15 protein-coding genes and 1 tRNA gene are annotated in these 15,402 nt (G+C 67.0%); 2 read left to right on the forward strand and 14 right to left on the reverse strand.

All coding sequences use genetic code 11. From position 1 onward, the window contains the following. Positions 1–53: 53 nt before the first annotated feature. The 4 genes from ACFOMP_RS03560 to ACFOMP_RS03575 all read right to left on the reverse strand — a co-directional run bounded on the left by ACFOMP_RS03560 (position 54) and on the right by ACFOMP_RS03575 (position 2,520). Positions 54–566 (reverse strand): holin family protein, encoded by a 513-nt coding sequence (locus tag ACFOMP_RS03560; RefSeq protein ID WP_289895135.1) that lies wholly within the window; start codon positions 564–566, stop codon positions 54–56. After that, positions 557–1,168 (reverse strand): holin-associated N-acetylmuramidase, encoded by a 612-nt coding sequence (locus tag ACFOMP_RS03565; protein ID WP_289895133.1) that lies wholly within the window; start codon positions 1,166–1,168, stop codon positions 557–559. Before ACFOMP_RS03565 ends, ACFOMP_RS03560 begins: the two co-directional genes overlap by 10 nt. Positions 1,169–1,245: 77 nt before the next feature. Further along, positions 1,246–1,689 carry a cytochrome c maturation protein CcmE gene (ccmE, locus tag ACFOMP_RS03570; protein ID WP_289895132.1) on the reverse strand — a complete coding sequence of 148 codons (444 nt, stop codon included), beginning with the start codon at positions 1,687–1,689 and terminating at the stop codon, positions 1,246–1,248. An 18-nt stretch (positions 1,690–1,707) separates the two neighbouring features. After that, positions 1,708–2,520, reverse strand: a complete 813-nt coding sequence (locus ACFOMP_RS03575; RefSeq protein ID WP_289895131.1) for a glutamate racemase — start codon at positions 2,518–2,520, stop codon at positions 1,708–1,710. Positions 2,521–2,921: 401 nt separating this feature from the next. Here ACFOMP_RS03575 and ACFOMP_RS03580 point away from each other — a divergent pair, with 401 nt between their 5' ends. After that, positions 2,922–3,842 carry a LysR family transcriptional regulator gene (locus tag ACFOMP_RS03580; protein ID WP_289895130.1) on the forward strand — a complete coding sequence of 307 codons (921 nt, stop codon included), beginning with the start codon at positions 2,922–2,924 and terminating at the stop codon, positions 3,840–3,842. A gap of 341 nt (positions 3,843–4,183) precedes the next feature. After that, on the forward strand, positions 4,184–6,355 hold the full coding sequence (purL, locus tag ACFOMP_RS03585) for a phosphoribosylformylglycinamidine synthase subunit PurL (RefSeq protein ID WP_379027930.1): 2,172 nt from the start codon (positions 4,184–4,186) through the stop codon (positions 6,353–6,355). 315 nt (positions 6,356–6,670) lie between these two features. Here the strand turns inward: purL and ACFOMP_RS03590 are convergent. The 10 genes from ACFOMP_RS03590 to coaBC all read right to left on the reverse strand — a co-directional run bounded on the left by ACFOMP_RS03590 (position 6,671) and on the right by coaBC (position 15,369). Then, a tRNA-Arg gene (locus ACFOMP_RS03590) sits at positions 6,671–6,747 on the reverse strand. A 47-nt stretch (positions 6,748–6,794) separates the two neighbouring features. Continuing rightward, entirely contained in the window at positions 6,795–8,006 is a 1,212-nt protein-coding gene (locus ACFOMP_RS03595; RefSeq protein WP_289895127.1) for a cysteine desulfurase, read from the reverse strand. After that, complete coding sequence (locus ACFOMP_RS03600) at positions 8,003–8,590, reverse strand: YIP1 family protein (protein WP_379027933.1); 588 nt, start codon at positions 8,588–8,590, stop codon at positions 8,003–8,005. Before ACFOMP_RS03600 ends, ACFOMP_RS03595 begins: the two co-directional genes overlap by 4 nt. Continuing rightward, complete coding sequence (locus ACFOMP_RS03605) at positions 8,587–9,075, reverse strand: hypothetical protein (RefSeq protein ID WP_379027935.1); 489 nt, start codon at positions 9,073–9,075, stop codon at positions 8,587–8,589. Before ACFOMP_RS03605 ends, ACFOMP_RS03600 begins: the two co-directional genes overlap by 4 nt. Next, entirely contained in the window at positions 9,072–10,433 is a 1,362-nt protein-coding gene (locus ACFOMP_RS03610; RefSeq protein WP_379027937.1) for a SufB/SufD family protein, read from the reverse strand. Before ACFOMP_RS03610 ends, ACFOMP_RS03605 begins: the two co-directional genes overlap by 4 nt. After that, positions 10,433–11,188 carry a Fe-S cluster assembly ATPase SufC gene (gene sufC / locus ACFOMP_RS03615; protein ID WP_289895123.1) on the reverse strand — a complete coding sequence of 252 codons (756 nt, stop codon included), beginning with the start codon at positions 11,186–11,188 and terminating at the stop codon, positions 10,433–10,435. Before sufC ends, ACFOMP_RS03610 begins: the two co-directional genes overlap by 1 nt. Positions 11,189–11,197: 9 nt before the next feature. Next, on the reverse strand, positions 11,198–11,509 hold the full coding sequence (locus tag ACFOMP_RS03620; RefSeq protein ID WP_028712396.1) for a heavy metal-binding domain-containing protein: 312 nt from the start codon (positions 11,507–11,509) through the stop codon (positions 11,198–11,200). Then, positions 11,506–13,032, reverse strand: coding sequence for a Fe-S cluster assembly protein SufB (sufB, locus tag ACFOMP_RS03625; protein WP_289895122.1), 1,527 nt, complete (start codon positions 13,030–13,032; stop codon positions 11,506–11,508). The genes ACFOMP_RS03620 and sufB overlap by 4 nt, the downstream gene beginning before the upstream one ends. Before the next feature lies 1 nt (position 13,033). After that, positions 13,034–14,101 (reverse strand): cysteine desulfurase family protein, encoded by a 1,068-nt coding sequence (locus ACFOMP_RS03630; protein WP_379027940.1) that lies wholly within the window; start codon positions 14,099–14,101, stop codon positions 13,034–13,036. Then, positions 14,098–15,369: a bifunctional phosphopantothenoylcysteine decarboxylase/phosphopantothenate--cysteine ligase CoaBC gene (coaBC, locus tag ACFOMP_RS03635; protein ID WP_379027942.1), complete on the reverse strand. Its 1,272-nt coding sequence runs from the start codon at positions 15,367–15,369 to the stop codon at positions 14,098–14,100. Before coaBC ends, ACFOMP_RS03630 begins: the two co-directional genes overlap by 4 nt. Positions 15,370–15,402: the final 33 nt, after the last annotated feature.

Here is a 15,402-nt window from a genome sequence, read left to right on the forward strand (position 1 = left end):
GCGGCGCGGGCGGCAAGCCAGCCCCCCGCGCCCACCAGATTGTCACAGCCTCGCTATTTCGCCGCTTCCGCCTCGGCCCAGTCGCGCAGGGCGGGGTTGTCGGCGAAGGGATCGCCCGCTTCCGCCGCCCGCGGGATCAGCGGCGCCTGCGCCGGCTTGGCAATGATCGGCCGGCTGCGGAAGTAATGCGCTTCGCGCGCGCCGAAATAGAAGCTGATGACGGCGCCCAGCAGCCACCACAGCGGCTCGGGCACCAGGTTCAGGTTCTGCATCCGCAGCCCGAAGCCCTCGGGCTCGGCCATGGCATAGCCGAACAGCGCCAGCGTTCCCAGCGTCATCAGCGGCCGCGGCAGCCGGTTCAGCCCGTTCATCATGCCGTCGAACCAGCCCCGCGGCGCGGCGGCAAATTCGGCGCCGTGCTGGGCGATGGCGCGGGCATAGGCCTGCTCGTCCAGCTCCATGCGACGGGTGGCGTTCTCGCGGAAGACCTCGGCCATGCCGGTGGCGGCATTGGCGACGCTGGTGACGGCGGCGCCGGCACCCAGGAAACGGTCGATCACCCCCATGCCGCCACCCTTGCCCGATGTTCGGCCAGCGTCAGGTGATAGCGGGGCGAGACGAACGCCTCGGCCCGCAGGATCCAGCCGCCCTTGCCGCCCGACCGCGTGCGGGCATATTTGCGGCTGGCCGGGCGCGCATCGCCCAGCGAATAGTAATAATTACGCCGCGCGATGCCGTAGGCGTCGCCGAAATGGCCCGGCGCCGCCGCCTCGGCCTGCCGCGCCGCCAGGATGGTGCGCGGCCCGACCAGCCCGTCATCGGTCGCGGCGAAGCCCATGCGCGTCACCAGCCGCTGCAGGATCTTCACCGCATTGCTGCCGGCATTGACATACATGTCGAAGACCGACGCCTGCACCGAGGCGGGCAGCTCCGCCAGGCGCGGCCGGCGGAAATAATGCTCGACGAAGATGCGCTCGGCATCAGCGCGGGTCAGCGCCTTGACGTCGCGGATGTCAACGCGGCCGTCGCCGGTCCTGTCGATGCCCAACCGCCGCAGCGTCGCTAGCGTCACGCCGAAATTCGTCGCCCCCCCCGGATCGTCGGGGTCGTTGACGTAGCCCCCCTCACGCGCGACGATCTCGGCCGCGATCTGTTCCACCGTCTTCATGACCAGCCCCCGTTTGCAAAAACGGGCCAAGGCTGGGGCAGCGCGGTTAACGGCCCGTTAAGCCGGCGCGCGTTGCGTCAGGAATTCGGGTCCTCGTAGACGCCCTGTTCCTTGAGCGAGTCGATGACCTCGCGCGGCATGTAGTTCTCGTCATGCTTGGCCAGGATTTCGGTGGCGATGAAAGTGTCGCCCTCCATCCGGCCGGTGCCGATCATGCCTTGCCCTTCGGCGAACAGGTCGGGCAGCACGCCGGTAAAGCGCACCGGGATCGAGGCGCCGCCATCGGTGACGCGGAAGCTGACCGTTTCGCTGGCGCCGCGGACCAGGCTGCCGTCCTCGACCAGCCCGCCCAGGCGGAAGACCTCGCCGGCCTCGGGCGGGTTCTCGACCATCTGGCTGGGCGCGCGATAAAGGTTGATCCCGTCGCGGAACCCGTAGCCGATCAGCCCAACCGCCAGCACCAGGGCGATGGCAGCGGCGGCAAGAATCTGGATTCTACGTTTTTTCTTGAGCGATTTCATAATTTTACTGTTATCACCTCAGGCGCTTTCGAACCTGATCGGCTGGCGGAGGAATTGTGTGGCCTTGCCCGAGACCCGCTCGGCATCGCCGGTGGTCAGGAAGCGCGAGACCGTGCCGCGGCCGGGCATCTCGGGATGGCGATCAAGATAGTCGGCCAGGCTTTCGGCGACCAGATCGGGCTGGGAATAGACCTTGACCTGCGGCCCCAGCGCCTTCTGGAAAGCGGCCTGCACCAGCGGATAATGCGTGCAGCCCAGGATCGCCGCCTCGGGATGCGGCATGCGGCGCAGCAGCGCCTCGACATGGCTGGTCACCAGCGCCTCGGCCAGGATCTCGTCGCCCATCTCGATGGCATCGACGACGCCGCCGCAGGGCTGCGCCTCGACATCGACACCGATGGCGCGGAAGGCCAATTCGCGCTGGAAGGCGCGGCTGGCGACGGTGGCCGGGGTGGCGAACAGCGCCACATGCTTCACCGCCACCTCGCGCGGCGGCGAATTGTCGCCCCAGCGCCGCTCGGTCAGCGCCTCGATCATCGGCACGAACACCCCCAGCACGCGCTTGTCAGCGGGCAGCCAGGTTTCCTGCATGCGCTTGAGCGCCGCGGCCGAGGCGGTATTGCAGGCCAGGATCACCAGGTCGCAACCCTCGTCCCAAAGCCGCTCGACCCCGGCGCAGGTCAGGTCGAAAATGTCATCGGCATCGCGCACGCCATAGGGGGTATGGGCATTGTCGCCCAGATAGACCAGCGGCAGGTCCGGCAGCCGGGCAGCGACGGCGCCCAGGACCGTCAGACCGCCCAGACCCGAATCGAATACGCCTACTGCCATGACTAGCCTCCTGCTCGCGACGCGCCTTTTTAGGACGCAGCGGGACAGAACGCCATGATTTATGTCAGGAGAAGGCGGCGCGGAACCGCCGCCGCCCGGCGCTGAGCCGGCGGATTGCGGCAGAAGGTCGCGGCGCCGGCGGGTGGATCTGGAAGATCGGATCCCGGGCGACCATATGGGTCAAAAATGCGTGACGCGCCGCCCGGCCGAATCACCCGGCCAAAGAGGATTTCCGCCCGCTTCCCCAGCCTGCCGCAGCCGGCCGACTGGCATGGCGGCATAATGGGTCAGCAAGGCTGCCGGATAAAGGGTTTCCTTCGCGTTTTGCAGGGTTGTTCACCTTATCTTCTGTGATAAGGGTTGCACTGATTGCATGGCTGATGCCGCAAGAAAGCACTGTTATGGATTGGGATAAGTTAAGAATATTTCACGCCGTCGCCGACGCAGGGAGTTTGACCCATGCGGGCGATGTTCTGCATCTGTCGCAATCCGCCGTCAGCCGCCAGATCCGCGCGCTGGAGGATTCGCTTGCGACCACGCTTTTTCACCGTCACGCGCGCGGTTTGATTCTGACCGAACAGGGCGAGCTGCTTTTCGAGGCCACCTCGTCCATGGTGCGCAAGCTCGACACCACCGCCGCCCGCATCCGCGACAGCGAGGAGAACGTCTTTGGCGAACTGAAGGTCACCACGACCACCGGCTTCGGCACCATGTGGCTGGTGCCGCGGCTGGCCAAGCTCTACGAACGCTATCCGGACCTGAAGATCGACCTGATGCTGGAGGAGCGGGTGCTGGACCTGCCCATGCGCGAGGCCGACGTCGCCATCCGCATGAAAGAGCCCAACCAGCAGGATCTGATCCGGCGCCGGCTGCTGAACATCCGCATGCGGCTTTATGCGACGCAGCAATATCTGGAGAAGGCCGGCGTGCCCGACACGCTCGAGGATCTGAAGCCGCACCGGCTGATCTGCCAGAATCCGCAGACCCCGCAGGTCAGCTCGGGCGCGGTGCTGTCGCAGATGCTGCTGGGGCTGAACATGACCTCGACGCTGATGGTCAACAATTACTTCGGCGTGCTGCAGGGCGTGCTGAACCATGTCGGCATCGGCGTGCTGCCGGATTATCTGACCTCGGATTTCCCCAATCTGGTGCGGGTGCTGCCCAGCATCGAATCCGGCGAGGTTCCGGTCTTCCTGGCCTTCCCCGAAGAGCTGCGCACCTCGCGCCGGGTGACGGCGTTCCGCGACTTCGTGCTGGAGGAGATCCAGGCCATCCGCAAGCAGCAGAGCGAGGATCAGGCCGCCCTGCCCTCGGCCAAATGACGGCCCTGCGGGCAGGGCTTTGCCGCAGCTGCGAGAGATATTCGCAGAATGCATATCGGCCATGTCCCGCAATCGGCATTTGAACCTTGAACCGTTCGCCGACTGCACATATTTCCCATCTCGAAGGCGATGATTTGAAGCAATTCTCATCACCTTCAACCTCCCTGTTGGACTTGAGCCGGGCTTCGTGCCCGGCTTTTTTTTTGCCCGCCTCGCGGACCTTCGCCGCAGCGCGGCAAAACCGCTTCGGACCATCGCTGCCCCGCACCGCGCGCGGCCCCTTTCCTAAAGCCCCGCCTGCGCTTAAAAGGCCGGGGAAACCGGGGAAAAGGGCGCCAGACATGAACGAACCGCAGATCACCGAGGACCTGATCGCCGCGCACGGGCTCAAACCCGACGAATACCAGCGCATCCTCGAGATCATCGGGCGAGAGCCGAGCTTCACCGAACTCGGCATCTTCTCGGCCATGTGGAACGAGCATTGCTCCTACAAGTCCTCGAAGAAATGGCTGCGCACCCTGCCCACCAAGGGCCCGCAGGTGATCTGCGGCCCGGGCGAGAACGCGGGCGTCGTGGACATCGGCGACGGCCAGGCCGTGGTCTTCAAGATGGAGAGCCACAACCACCCGAGCTATATCGAGCCGCACCAGGGCGCCGCGACCGGCGTCGGCGGCATCCTGCGCGACGTCTTCACCATGGGCGCCCGCCCCATCGCCGCCATGGACGCGCTGTCCTTTGGCCGGCCCGAGCACCCCAAGACCGCGCATCTGGTCAAGGGCGTGGTCGAGGGCATCGGCGCCTATGGCAATGCCTTCGGCGTGCCGAACGTGGGCGGCGAGGTGCGCTTCCACCGCAGCTATGACGGCAACTGCCTGGTGAACGCCTTTGCCGCCGGCCTCGCCGACAGCGACAAGATCTTCTATTCGGCCGCCTCGGGCGTCGGTATGCCCGTCGTCTATCTGGGCGCCAAGACCGGTCGCGACGGCGTCGGCGGCGCCACCATGGCCAGCGCCGAGTTCGACGACACCATCGAGGAAAAGCGCCCGACCGTGCAGGTCGGCGACCCCTTCACCGAGAAATGCCTGCTGGAGGCCTGCCTGGAGCTGATGCAGACCGACAGCGTGATCTCGATCCAGGACATGGGCGCGGCTGGCCTGACCTGCTCGGCGGTCGAGATGGGCGACAAGGGGGGCTTGGGCATCAAGCTGGTGCTCGACGCCGTGCCGCAGCGCGAAACCAACATGACCGCCTATGAGATGATGCTGTCCGAATCCCAGGAACGGATGCTGATGGTGCTGAAGCCCGAGAAAGAAGCCGAGGCGCGGGCGATCTTCGAGAAATGGGACCTGGATTTCGCCATCGTCGGCGAGACCATAGCCGAGGACCGTTTCCTGATCGTCCATGGCAACGAGGTCAAGGCCGACCTGCCGATGTCCAAGCTCAGCTCCAACGCCCCGGAATACGACCGGCCTTGGGTCGAGACCCCGGCAGCGGCCAAGATGCCCGCCCTGCCCGCCATCACCCCCATCGCAGCGCTGAAATCGCTGATCGGCAGCCCGAACCACGCCCACAAGGGCTGGGTCTGGGAACAGTACGACACCCAGGTCGGCGCCGACACCATCCGCCGCCCCGGCCTTGGCGCCGGCGTCGTGCGCGTGCATGGCACCCGGAAGGCGCTGGCCTTCACCAGCGACGTGACGCCGCGCTACGTCAAGGCCAACCCCTATGAGGGCGGCAAACAGGCGGTGGCCGAGGCCTATCGCAACCTGACCGCCTGCGGCGCCCTGCCGCTGGCCACCACCGACAACCTGAACTTCGGCAACCCCGAAAAGCCCGAGATCATGGGTCAGTTCGTCGGCGCCATCAAGGGCATCGGCGAGGCCTGCGCGGCGCTCGACTTCCCCATCGTCTCGGGCAACGTCTCGCTTTACAACGAGACTGACGGCAAAGGCATCCTGCCCACCCCGACCATCGGCGGCGTCGGCCTGATCGCCGACCTTGCCGACCTCATCGCCGGGCTGCCGGCCGAGGGCGACGTGGCGTTGGTCATCGGCGAGACCCGCGGCCATCTCGGCCAGTCCGCGCTGGCGGCCGAGGCTTTCGGCATCGAGGCGGGCGACGCGCCGCATGTCGACCTGGCGGCCGAGCGCCGCAACGGCGAGTTCCTGCGCGCGCAGGGCAAGCTGCTCAGCTCTGCGACCGACCTGGCGGATGGCGGGCTGGCGCTGGCCGCCTTCGAGCTGGCCGAGGCAGCCGGCCTGGGCGTCACGCTGGACAGCGCCGAGATCGCCCAGCTTTTCGGCGAGGATCAGGCCCGCTATCTGGTCGCCTGCAGCGCCGAGAGCGCCGCGAAACTGACCGAGGCGGCGCAGGCGGCGGGCGTGCCGCTGGCCGAGGTCGGGCGCTTCGGCGGCGCAACCGTGTCCCTTGGCAGCGACTCGGCGGCGCTGGCCGAACTGTCGCAGCTCTATCGCGGCGCCTTCGAGAAGCAGCTGAGCCTGGAACTGGCCTGAAGCCTGACCGGCACCGGATACCCGGCAACCGCGCCACGGCGCCTTGCCGGGCTTCCTCCAGCCGCGGCCGGGCAGATCGGCGATGTTGACCTCGCGTCATAGGCAAACACGCCCATTTATCGCCAGCGGGGCGACGCCTAGATCTGTTCTGTAAAGATCGAAGCGTTCTCAGTCATCCAGGGCAGCGGAATTTCCTCCCCAATCCTCCTCCCGCCGCCGCTCGAACCCCGCTCCTGCCAGAGCGGGGTTTTCTCATAGCGTTCCGGCCCCGGCGATAACGCGGGGTGTCGTCTGTCGATGGCGAGAATGGAAGAATGGCGGTCCCAACACGATTCGAACGTGTGGCCTCTACCTTCGGAGGGTAGCGCTCTATCCAGCTGAGCTATGGGACCGCAAGCCCCCGTTGATTACCCGCAAACGCGTGGCTCTGCAATGGGGTTCAGGCAAAAAGCTCGCGGCAGAAGGTCAGCCCGTCGACCAGCGCATCGACCTCGGCGCGGGTGTTGTACATGGCGAAGCTGGCCCGCGCCGTGGCCGTGACGCCGAGGAAATCCAGCAGCGGCATGGCGCAATGCGTCCCCGCCCGCACGGCGACGCCGCGCTTGTCGAGGATGGTCGAAATGTCATGCGCATGCGCGCCCTGCATGGTCAGGGAAAAGATCGCGCCCTTATCAGCCGCATCGCCCTGCACCGACAGCCAGTTCAGGCTGCGCAGCCGGTCGCGGGCATAGTCGCGCAGGTCGCGCTCATGCGCGGCGATGTTCTCCATGCCGAGCGCCATCAGATATTCCAGCGCCGCGCCCAGACCGATCTGGTTGGCGATGCCGGGGGTGCCGGCCTCGAAGCGCAGCGGCGGGTCGGCATAATCGACGCTGTCGCGGGTGACGGTGCGGATCATGTCGCCGCCGCCCATGAAGGGGCGCATCTCGGCCTGGCGCTCGGCCCGGATCCAGATCGCGCCCGACCCCGAGGGGCCATAGAGCTTGTGCCCGGTGATGCAGTAGAAATCGACGCCAAGCGCTGACAGGTCCACCGGCATGTGCACGGCGGCCTGGCTGCCATCGGCCAGCACCGGCACGTCGGTCCCCCGCGCGATGGCGCCGACATCGACCACGGTGCCAGTCACGTTCGACATATGGGTGACGGCGATCAGCTTTGTCTTCGGCCCCACCGCCGCCAGAACCTTTTCCGGCGGCAGGCTGCCGTCGGGCTCGGGCTCGACCCATTTCAGCACCACACCCTGGCGCTCGCGCAGGAAATGCCAGGGCACGATATTGGCGTGATGCTCCAGCACCGACAGCACGATCTCGTCGCCCGCCTGCAGGCGCGGCCCGGCCCAGCCGTAGGAGACCAGATTGATGCCCTCGGTGGCGCCCGATGTGAAGATCACCTCATCCTCGCGCGGGGCGTTCAGGAAGCGGGCGATGATGGCGCGGACGCGCTCGTAATTCTCGGTCGCGAGATTGGAGAGGAAATGCAGCCCGCGATGGACATTGGCATATTCCGCCTCATAGGCGCGGGTGATGGCGTCGATCACCGCGCGGGGCTTTTGCGCCGAGGCGCCATTATCCAGATAGACCAGCGGCCGGCCGTTCACCTGCCGCGACAGGATCGGGAAATCGGCGCGGACCTTTTCGACGTCGAAACTCATGGTGTCACCTCGGGGACGATGCCGAATGCCGCCGCGATCAGCGACAGCAGGAAGCCAAGCACGAAGATGCTGCCGATCAGGCCCAGCACCACCTTGCCGGTGCTGGTGAAGCCGTGCAGCGCCTTGGTCATGGTCACGGCAAGATAAAGGAAAAGGCCAAAGGCCAGCATGGACAGCAGCGTGGCCGTGGCCGGGAACAGCGCCATCATCACCACCTGCACCGCCTGCAGCCCGACCAGGATCAGCTCGACCCAGCCGACGACCAGCAACGCATCGGCAAAGCTGCCATGCCCGCCGAACCAGCGGCCGATCTGCGCCACGCAAAGCGCCGACAGCACCATGGCGGCCAGCTGGATGCCGGCCAGCGTCATCGGCTCGGAGAGCATGCGCGAGACGGGGTTGTCCACCTCGATGGGAAACAGCAGCAGCGACAACCCGGCCAACAGCGTGGACAGGGTCACGGCCAGCAAGAGCACCATCCAGCGCGCCACCATCGGCAGGTCCAGGTCGCGCAACGCCCCAAGCGCCGCCTCGGGGTCGCGCAGGGTCAGGACCGTCAGGTCGCCAAGATCGCCCAGTTTCATCTGTTCCCCGCCAATGCGCGCAATCCCGCGCCCCATATCACGAGAAAGCCCAGACCCGCCACCGCCCGCGTCAGGCCAAGCGCCGGACCGGGGCCGACCAGCCCGGCGGTCAGCCCGGCCAGCAGCATCGCCGGCGCCACCGCCAGAAGCGCCCAGAACAGCGCCAGCCGCGAATCCTGCGGCGCCACGGGCCGGGAGGTCAGCCGCGACAGGGCCGCGACCAGCGCCGCCACCGCATAGGCCAGCAGCGGCATTATGAACATCACCGCCAGCAGCGCCCCGCCCATGCGCGCGCCCAGGGGCACCTCGGGCTGCAATTGCGCGTCCCGGGCATGGCCCGGGGCCTGCGCGATCAGAAACACCAGCATCGCCGCCATCAGCACGACGATCAGCGCCCGGTCGGGCATGCCGCGCAGGGATCGGACCACCCTGCCCGGCGCCCACCAGCTTTCCAGGATGCGCGGGACGATGCCGGCCCGGCTCATGCCTTGCCCGGATCCGCCTTGCCCGGATTGCCCGCGCGGGCCGTCAGCCAGTCTTCCAGCCGGCCGAGGATGTCGTCACGCAGCCGCTGGTCCTCGATCTCGTCCAGCGCGTCGGCGAGGAAGGACAGCACCAGCAGCACGACGGCGCGCTCTTTCGGCACCCCGCGCGAGCGCAGGTAGAACAGCGCCGTCTCGTCCAGCGCACCGGTCGTCGAGCCGTGCGAGCATTTCACGTCGTCGGCATAGATTTCCAGTTCCGGCTTGGCGAGAAACTGGCTGCCCTCGTCCAGAAGCAGCCCCTGGCTGATCTGGTAGCCGTCGGTCTTCTGCGCCCCGGGCTTGACCAGGATCTTGCCCTGGAAGATGCCCTCGGCACCGTTCTTCAGCACCTTCTTGAACACCTGCCGGCTTTCGCACCGCTCGGCGGCATGGATGATGAAGACGGTGTCGTCATGGTGGAAGCGGCCGATATCACCGTCGCCCAGCACCGCGGCGGCGATATGCGCCACGGCGTCGTCGCCGGCGATCTCGATCACCGCTTCGTTGCGCATCACCGACCCGTTGACCGACAGGGTGAAGGACTTGAACAGCGCCTCGGCGGCAACGCGGGCGAAGATATGGCCCAACCCCAGCTTGGGATCATTGGCGCGCTTGGCGCTGATATGGTGGAAGCGGGCGCCCTGGCCCAGATCGGCCTCGATCACCACGTTCGAGCGCGCGCCGATCGCGCCGGTTTCCAGCAGCGTCAGTTCGGCCCCGGCCTCGAGCTTGACGACGTGATGCAGAAGGACATCCGCATCGGCCGCCGAGCGGCGATAGGTGATGTGCACCGGCCGCGACGGCTTGCCGGTGACGCGGATCAGCACCCCCTCGGCGGCGGCCAGCGTGTTCAGCGTCGCGAAGGGACGCTTGACCGGCACCTGCCCGGCAGCTTCCAACCGGCCATAAACCCCGATCGCCCAGTGATCGGCCCGCGCCTCGGCGGCGGCGAGACTTTCGATCTCGACCCCCTCGGCTTCCAACGCGTCCGAGGCGGCGGCGTCGAAACGCCCGTCCACGAAGACGATGTTCAGCCGGTCGATGCCGGTGAACAGGGTCGTGGCATCGGCAGCCAGTTCAAGCGGCTGCGGCCGGGCGGCGTTGAAGGGCGCAGGATCGGTATAGCGCCAGTATTCGTCGCGGGCGCCGGGCAGGCCCATGGCCTGCAGCCGCCGCGCCGCATCCTCGCGCGCGGCGCGGGTAAAGCCGCCATGCGGCAGGTCCAGCGCATCCAGGCGCATCGCCAGGGCGGCCTCGCCGGGACGGGCCTTGCCCTCGACCGCGGGGATCTGCGCGGCAAGAACAGCGGTGTCCGCCATCACCCGACCTCCGCCAGAAGATCGCCGTAACCGTTCTGCTCGACCTCCAGCGCCAGTTCGGGCCCGCCGGTGCGCACGATGCGGCCGTCGGCCATGATATGCACCACGTCCGGCCGGATATGGTCCAGCAGCCGCTGGTAATGCGTGATCACCAGGAAAGCGCGGTCGGGCGAACGCAGCGCGTTCACGCCCTCGGCCACCAGCCGCATCGCATCGACGTCGAGGCCGGAATCGGTCTCGTCCAGGATGCACATGCTCGGCTCCAGCATGGCCATCTGCAGGATCTCGTTGCGCTTCTTCTCGCCGCCCGAGAAGCCGACATTGACCGGGCGCTTCAGCATCTCGGCGTCGATCTTCAGCGTGCGGGCCTTTTCACGGATCAGCTTCAGGAACTCGGCCGAGGACAGCTCCTCCTCGCCGCGCGCCTTGCGCTGCGCGTTCACGGCGGTGCGCAGGAAGGTCATGTTGCCGACGCCGGGGATCTCGACCGGATACTGGAAGGCCAGGAACAGGCCGGCGGCGGCGCGTTCCTCGGGCTCCATCTCCAGCAGGCTCTCGCCGTCCAGGGTCGCCTCGCCCTCGGTCACCTCATAGCCGTCGCGGCCCGAGAGCACATAGGACAGCGTCGACTTGCCCGAGCCGTTCGGCCCCATGATGGCATGGACCTGGCCAGCCGGGACGGTCAGATCGACGCCTTTGAGGATCTGCTTGTCCTCGTCCTCAAGCTTGACGTGCAGATTCTTGATTTCCAGCATGTTCGGTTCCTATTCGACGGTCACGGCGGTGCCGGAGGCCGACACCATCAGCATGTTGTTGATGACTTCATAGTCCAGATCGACGCCGACCACGGCATTGCCGCCCAGGGCGGTCGCGCGGTCCTGCATCTCGGACAAGGCGGTTTCGCGGGCCGAGGCCAGCGCGGATTCATAGGCGCCCGAGCGGCCGCCCACGATGTCGCGGATCCCGGCGAAGATGTCGCGGAAGATGTTGGCGCCGATGATGGTCTCGCCCGTCACCACGCCGTGATAGGCGCTGATGCGGCGGCCCTCGATGCCGGGGGTGGTGGTGACGATCATCCGACCGACCCTTCCAGCGAGATGGCGACCAGCGACTGCGCCTCCATGGCGAATTCCATCGGCAAGGCCTGCAGGACCTCGCGGCAGAAGCCGTTTACCACCAGCGCCACCGCCTCCTCCTCATCCATGCCGCGCTGGCGGCAATAGAAGAGCTGGTCGTCGTCCACCTTGCTGGTCGTCGCCTCGTGCTCGACCCGCGAAGAGGTGTTCTTCACCTCGATATAGGGCACGGTATGGGCGCCGCATTTGTCGCCGATCAGCAGGCTGTCGCATTGCGTATAGTTGCGGCTGTTCTTGGCGCGCGGGTGCATCGACACCAGACCGCGATAGGTGTTCTGCGCCTGACCAGCGGAAATACCTTTGGAAACAATGCGCGAGCGGGTGTTCTTGCCAAGATGGATCATCTTGGTCCCGGTATCCGCCTGCTGGTGGTTGTTGGCGATGGCGATGGAATAGAACTCGCCCTGGCTCTCGTCGCCGCGCAGGATGCAGGACGGGTATTTCCAGGTGATGGCCGAGCCGGTCTCGACCTGGGTCCACATCACCTTGGCCCGCGCCTCGCGGCAATCGGCGCGCTTGGTGACGAAGTTGTAGATGCCGCCCTTGCCTTCCTCGTCGCCGGGGAACCAGTTCTGCACGGTCGAATATTTCACCTCGGCATCCTCGAGGATGACGATTTCCACCACGGCGGCGTGCAGCTGGGCCACGTCGCGCTTGGGCGCGGTGCAGCCCTCCAGGTAGCTGACGTAAGAACCCTTGTCGGCAATGATCAGCGTGCGCTCGAACTGGCCGGTATTCTCGGCATTGATGCGGAAATAGGTCGACAGCTCCATCGGGCAGCGCACCCCGGGCGGGACATAGACGAAACTTCCGTCCGAAAAGACCGCCGAGTTCAGCGTGGCGAAGAAGTTGTCCGATTGCGGCACGACCGAGCCCAGGTATTTCTTCACCAGCTCGGGATGCTCGCGGATCGCCTCCGAGATCGAGCAGAAGATCACCCCGGCCTTGGCCAACTCGTCCTTGAAGGTGGTGCCGACGCTGACACTGTCGAAGACCGCATCGACCGCGACCTTGCGGCCTTCGGCCGGCGCGCCCTCGGCGCCCTCGATCCCGGCCAGGATCATCTGCTCCTTCAGCGGGATGCCCAGTTTCTCATAGGTGGCCAGCAGCTTGGGATCGACCTCGTCCAGCGATTTCGGCTTGACCTGCATGCTTTTCGGCCGGGCGTAGTAATACTGCTCCTGATAGTCGATCTCGGGATAATGCAGCATCGCCCATTTCGGCTCGGTCATGGTCTGCCAGCGGCGGAAGGCCTGCAGCCGCCACTCGGTCATCCATTCCGGTTCCTCGTTCTTCTTCGAGATCAGCCGGACGATGTCCTCGTTCACGCCCTTGGGGGCGTATTCCATCTCGATCTCGGTGTCCCAGCCGTATTTGTAGGACCCCATGCTTTGAACGGTCTCGACAGTCTCGCGGTCTACGCCCTCGCGGACTTCGATGGCCTCGCCGGTCTCAACAGACATCTCACACCCTTCCCGCGGTCGCCCGCTGATCATTCCTTTGCCGCCAGCGGTCGCGCGCCGCCAGCCAGGCATCCGCGAAACGCTGCACGTCCCGAGGGTCCGTGGTCGGCCCGATCGAGACGCGGATCGCATCGCCCGCCCGTTCCGGCGCGATTCCCATAGCCGTCAGGACAGAGCTTGGCCGGACCTTGCCCGAGGAACAGGCCGAGCCTGCCGATACGGCAAATCCGGCGAGGTCCATCTGCATCACCTGCGTCTCTCCGCGCCATCCCGGCGTCAGGATCGACAATGTATTCGGCAGGCGGCGGGATTCGCGCCCCGGGAATGTAACCATTTCCGCCCCGGATTCCAGAGCGGCCATCAGGGAATCGCGGATTTCCGACACTTTTTCCCCGATTCCTTGATCCAGATCATTCTGCGCCGCTTTCGCCGCCGCCGCAAAGCCCATGATGCCGATCAGGTTCTCGGTCCCGGCCCGGCGGCCCTGTTCCTGCCCGCCGCCCCGGATACGCGCCTCGACCTCGGTGCCGCGCTTGACCACCAGCGCGCCGATACCGCGCGGTCCGCCGAGCTTGTGGGCCGAGACGAAACCGGCCTCGATCCCCAGCCAGTTGAAGGCGAAGGCGATCTTGCCGAAGGCCTGGGTCAGGTCGCTCGCTGCCAGCCCCTGGGGCAGATCCTGGATGACGCCGGTCTCGGAATTGGCCAGTTGCAGCGCCGCGCGGGCCGGATCGGGGACAATCACGCGGCCCGAGGGCTCGGTCTGCAGCGAATTGTCGCACCAGGCCGTTACCGCGGCATGTTCCACCGCCGCGCAGGCCAGCCCGCGGCCCTGCAGCACCAGCGCCGCCGCCTCGGTGGCGCCCGAAGTGAAAATCACGTCCACCCCCTCGGCGCCCAGGGCCGAGGCGATCTCCTCGCGCGCCCGCTCGAGAGCGGATTTCGCCGCCCGCCCCTCGGCATGGACCGAAGACGGGTTGCCGACGATCTCGGTCGCGGCCAACATCGCCTCGCGCGCCTCGGGGCGCAACGGCGCGGTGGCGTTCCAGTCCAGATAGACCCGGTTCATGCCAAGCCCTCCGCCATGCCGTCGCCGGCGTTCAGCGCATCGGCGATGCGCGCGGCCAGCCGGTGCGCCACCTCGTCCTTGGAGAGTCGCGGCCAGCTTTCCGCACCGGCCTCGGAAATCAGCGTCACCGCGTTCTCGGTCCCGCCCATGATGCCGGTCGCCGGACTGACGTCATTGGCGACGATCCAGTCGCAGCCCTTGCGCTTGCGCTTGCGGGCGGCGTTGTCCAGCACGTCGTCGGTCTCGGCGGCGAAGCCCACCACCAGCGACGGACGCTCGCGGCCAAGCTGGCTGATCCAGGCCAGGATATCGGGATTCTCGGCGAATTGCAGCTCGGGCAGCGCGCCCGAGCCGTCCTTCTTGATCTTGCCCGGCCGGGCATTGGCGACATGCCAGTCGGCGACCGCCGCCGCCATCACCGCGGCATCGGCAGGCAAGGCGGCCTCGACCGCAGCGCGCATCTCGCGCGCGGTCTCGACGGCGACCACCGCGACGCCCTCGGGCGGCGGCACCTCGGCCGGGCCGGTAATGAAACTGACCCGCGCGCCCAGATCGCGCAGCGCCGCGGCAATGGCCGCGCCCTGCGCCCCGCTGGAGCGGTTGGCGATATAGCGCACCGGGTCGATCGGCTCATGCGTCGGACCCGAGGTCACGATGACATGCCGCCCGCTCAGCACCCGCGCAGGCAGCGAGACCACCGCCTCGGGCGGCAGGCGCAGCGGCTTGTCCCGTCCCAGCGCCGCACGGATCGCCTGCAGGATCGCCCCGGGTTCGGCCATGCGGCCGGGGCCATATTCGCCGCAGGCCATGTCGCCATCGTCCGGGCCGACGAAGCGGATGCCGTCATTCTCCAGCATGTCCAGGTTGCGCTGCGTCGCCGGGTGCTGCCACATGCGCACATTCATCGCCGGCGCCGCCAACACCGGCTTGTCGGTCGCCAAAAGCAGGGTCGAGGCCAGGTCGTCCGCCATCCCCGCCGCCATCCGCGCCAGCAGGTCGGCGGTCGCCGGCGCAACCACCACCAGATCGACGGCGCGCGACAGCTGGATATGCCCCATCTCGGATTCGCGGGTCAGGTCGAACAGTTCGGTATGGCAGGGCGCCTCGGCCAGCGCCGAGAGCGTCAGCGGTGTGACGAATTGCCCCCCCGCCCGCGTCAGAACCGGCACGACCGAGCCGCCCTCGCGCCGGATCATACGGATCAGCTCGGGGATCTTGAAGGCGGCGATGCCACCGCCGACGATCAGCAATATGCGGCTGCCTTGCATGGTCGCTTCCTCTGCCGTGACGCTCGTCCTGCA

The sequence above is a fragment of the Paracoccus simplex genome (assembly GCF_042648325.1).
Classification (GTDB): domain Bacteria; phylum Pseudomonadota; class Alphaproteobacteria; order Rhodobacterales; family Rhodobacteraceae; genus Paracoccus; species Paracoccus simplex.

Bases quoted from the DNA above. Each gene is read 5' to 3' on its own strand.
- ACFOMP_RS03560 (WP_289895135.1), bottom strand. From the start codon at position 566: ATGGGGGTGATCGACCGTTTCCTGGGTGCCGGCGCCGCCGTCACCAGC.
- ACFOMP_RS03620 (WP_028712396.1), bottom strand. From the start codon at position 11,509: ATGATCGTCACCACCACCCCCGGCATCGAGGGCCGCCGCATCAGCGCC.
- ACFOMP_RS03575 (WP_289895131.1), bottom strand. From the start codon at position 2,520: ATGGCAGTAGGCGTATTCGATTCGGGTCTGGGCGGTCTGACGGTCCTG.
- ACFOMP_RS03565 (WP_289895133.1), bottom strand. From the start codon at position 1,168: ATGAAGACGGTGGAACAGATCGCGGCCGAGATCGTCGCGCGTGAGGGG.
- coaBC (WP_379027942.1), bottom strand. From the start codon at position 15,369: ATGCAAGGCAGCCGCATATTGCTGATCGTCGGCGGTGGCATCGCCGCC.
- sufB (WP_289895122.1), bottom strand. From the start codon at position 13,032: ATGTCTGTTGAGACCGGCGAGGCCATCGAAGTCCGCGAGGGCGTAGAC.
- ACFOMP_RS03610 (WP_379027937.1), bottom strand. From the start codon at position 10,433: ATGGCGGACACCGCTGTTCTTGCCGCGCAGATCCCCGCGGTCGAGGGC.
- sufC (WP_289895123.1), bottom strand. From the start codon at position 11,188: ATGCTGGAAATCAAGAATCTGCACGTCAAGCTTGAGGACGAGGACAAG.
- ccmE (WP_289895132.1), bottom strand. From the start codon at position 1,689: ATGAAATCGCTCAAGAAAAAACGTAGAATCCAGATTCTTGCCGCCGCT.
- ACFOMP_RS03580 (WP_289895130.1), top strand. From the start codon at position 2,922: ATGGATTGGGATAAGTTAAGAATATTTCACGCCGTCGCCGACGCAGGG.
- ACFOMP_RS03605 (WP_379027935.1), bottom strand. From the start codon at position 9,075: ATGAGCCGGGCCGGCATCGTCCCGCGCATCCTGGAAAGCTGGTGGGCG.
- ACFOMP_RS03595 (WP_289895127.1), bottom strand. From the start codon at position 8,006: ATGAGTTTCGACGTCGAAAAGGTCCGCGCCGATTTCCCGATCCTGTCG.
- purL (WP_379027930.1), top strand. From the start codon at position 4,184: ATGAACGAACCGCAGATCACCGAGGACCTGATCGCCGCGCACGGGCTC.
- ACFOMP_RS03630 (WP_379027940.1), bottom strand. From the start codon at position 14,101: ATGAACCGGGTCTATCTGGACTGGAACGCCACCGCGCCGTTGCGCCCC.
- ACFOMP_RS03600 (WP_379027933.1), bottom strand. From the start codon at position 8,590: ATGAAACTGGGCGATCTTGGCGACCTGACGGTCCTGACCCTGCGCGAC.